The 2,654-nt window shown below is 46.8% G+C and carries 4 protein-coding genes; 2 read left to right on the forward strand and 2 right to left on the reverse strand.

Translation table 11 applies throughout. The features are described 5' to 3' along the window. Positions 1-7: 7 nt before the first annotated feature. The gene (locus VE944_RS20595) at positions 8-211 is read right to left on the reverse strand and encodes a hypothetical protein (protein ID WP_324981147.1); all 204 of its coding nucleotides are present in this window, start codon (positions 209-211) and stop codon (positions 8-10) included. Here VE944_RS20595 and VE944_RS20600 point away from each other — a divergent pair. Both VE944_RS20600 and VE944_RS20605 read left to right on the forward strand, forming a co-directional pair. Next, positions 113-376, forward strand: a complete 264-nt coding sequence (locus tag VE944_RS20600) for a hypothetical protein (RefSeq protein ID WP_324981155.1) — start codon at positions 113-115, stop codon at positions 374-376. The two genes, VE944_RS20595 and VE944_RS20600, sit on opposite strands and share 99 nt — an antisense overlap. After that, positions 267-2,258 carry a recombinase family protein gene (locus tag VE944_RS20605; protein WP_324981152.1) on the forward strand — a complete coding sequence of 664 codons (1,992 nt, stop codon included), beginning with the start codon at positions 267-269 and terminating at the stop codon, positions 2,256-2,258. Before VE944_RS20600 ends, VE944_RS20605 begins: the two co-directional genes overlap by 110 nt. An 8-nt stretch (positions 2,259-2,266) precedes the next feature. Here the strand turns inward: VE944_RS20605 and VE944_RS20610 are convergent. Beyond that, positions 2,267-2,654: reverse transcriptase domain-containing protein (locus VE944_RS20610; protein ID WP_324981150.1), on the reverse strand; the 388-nt coding region annotated here is incomplete at its 5' end.

A 2,654-nucleotide genomic window follows, 5' to 3' on the forward strand; every position in this document is an offset into this window, starting at 1 on the left:
TCCCTGTTCAAGCCACTACGCTTTCCGGCATTAACCCACCCACAGTTGGGACAAAGCTAAGTTTCACATCAATCAGTGAATTCTTGGCAGCCGCAAAGGAATGCGAGGGATTATGCCCAGAAAACCAATTGAAATCTGGCACCGGATGCCAGCAAAAGTCCAGCAGGAAATTATCGAAACCTTCACATCCATCTTCCAAGAGGTGATCCATGAGCATATCAGAACTGGTCAAACCAGGGCACATAAGCAAAATGGCGATCATATATATTCGGCAGTCGAGTCCTCATCAGGTTTTGACGAACCAGGAAAGCTTGAAGATGCAATACGCCCTCAAACAAAAAGCGGTGGACTTGGGATGGCCGGAAGCAAACATTGAAATTATTGATCGTGATCTTGGAATCACTGCATCGTCAACAGAAGGGCGCGAAGGCTTTAAAGATCTCGTAACCAAGGTAACATTGGGACAGGTTGGGATTGTTTTGTCCTATGAAGTTACCCGACTCGCACGCAACTGTTCCGATTGGTACCCTTTGCTTGATATCTGCGGGATGCGTGGATGCCTGATCGGGGATCGTGATGGCGTCTACGATCCGTCAACAGCAAACGGCCGCCTTCTCCTTGGATTGAAGGGCCAAATCTCCGAGCTGGAACTACATACTCTGAAGGGCAGGTTAACAGCAGGAATCATCAGTAAGGCCCAACGAGGAGAATTGGGACTTGTATTGCCAGTCGGCCTTGTACGCGATAAACATGGACTTGTCAGCAAGGAGGCGAATGTTGAGGTGCAAAGACGGATAGAACTGATCTTCGAAACATTTTTGAAAGTAAGATCTGCAAACAAGACCATGCGTAACTTTAATGACAACGCTCTTACAATTCCACGACGCAATCATTTCGGAGATATCGTTTGGAAAAAGCCGTCGGTCGCAGCGATCATCAGCACACTAAAAAATCCAGCCTACGCCGGCATGTTCGTTTACGGACGATCACGCGCCGTTCCTTCCGGTCAATCCATTCGGAATAATTCACAAAAACAACTTCCTATTGAGCAATGGCGAATAAAAGTTGAAAATAAGTACCCGCAGTATATTGACCGTGAGACTTTTGATAAGATTCAAGCCATGCTAAAAGATAACCATGCCGAATATGATCGAAATAAGACACGGGGAGTTCCGCGCACGGGCAAAGCTCTGCTACATGGGATCGTTTATTGCGGTGAATGTGGTCATAAGTTGGTTGTTCAATATAAAGCCGGGACTCGATACCTCTGCAACTACCTAAGGCAGCAGTATGGCACTCGTGTCTGCCAGCATATCCCCGCCGACCCTATCGATGATTACGTTGTTGTGGCTTTTTTTGAAGCGCTATCACCAGTGGAGATTGATATGTATCAGGCGGCAATGGACGCCAAGCAAAGGGACGAAGGAAAGCTCGAAAGAGCAAAGCAGCAACAGCTCGAAAGGCTTCGTTATCAGGCTCGATTTGCCGAGCGGCAATTCAATCAAGCTGACCCTGACAATCGACTTGTAGCCGCTGAACTGGAAAGACGCTGGGAAAGTGCGCTCCTTGAGCTTAAACAGGCAGAGGATAAAGCCGAACAGGAAGTCAATCTCCTCTCTGTCCCGCAAATAATCACACAGAAAATGAAAAAATCTTTTGATAATACTGGGCAGAAGATGCCCGAAATCTGGAAGCAGAACCTCCTTTCTCAACAACAACGGAAGGCTTTACTTCGGTGCTTGATTGATAAAGTAGTAATCCATCGAATCGGTCGTGATAGGGTTCGCACGCGGATTGTTTGGAAAGGTGGTGATACCACGACGGCCGACATTCCTATTACCGTGGGGTCATTGGCCGAGCTATCTAATGCCGCAGAGATGGAAAATGCGATTATCAAGATGGCCACCGCTGGCAAGAGTGACCTTGAAATAGCAGATACACTTACAAAGCAAGGGTTCCGCTCTCCACTGCGGAAAACTGTGCTTGAAAGCACTGTCAAGATCATACGACTGAATCATCGAATTATGGTGAAGAGAAGCCAATCGCACCCACGAACGATAGCCGGATATCTTACTGTGCCTCAGATTGCGTCAAGCATTGGCGTTACAAAATACTGGGTCTATGACCGCATTCATAATGGAAAGATATCTGTGAAGAAAGATAAGGCTACAGGTCTCTATTTGTTTCCAAACAAAGCATCCACAATCAAGCAGTTCATGGCGCTCAAAAATGGCAACTTCAACAAACTTCGTTATTGAGAGGAGTATCAAGATGCGTGATCGAACAACCCACGAATATCAAATTCCACTACCCAATCATATTTCCAACATCTTCTTCTGGTAATTTCTATGGCGTCGAGGGCCGATCTCCCAGGGCGATATCCATAGGAATTGTCGTCAAAGATGGCTTCCAGTTTTGGTTCGAGAACGAGCTTTACCACAGTTTGCGCGATTCGATCAGAAACCGTTGGGACACCCAGGATTCTGGTGCCTCCGGACTTCTTCGGAATCGGAACTGCTTTCACTGGAGGCGGAAAGTAGGTGCCAGAGGACATTCGATTCCAAATACGATAAAGATTTCTTTTAAGATCGGACTCAAAGTCTTCCATTGACTGATTGTCAACTCCGGCTGCACCTCCATTGCTCTTAACTTGT

Origin of the sequence: Nostoc sp., from assembly GCF_035638895.1 — a bacterium.
Taxonomy (GTDB): domain Bacteria; phylum Cyanobacteriota; class Cyanobacteriia; order Cyanobacteriales; family Nostocaceae; genus Nostoc.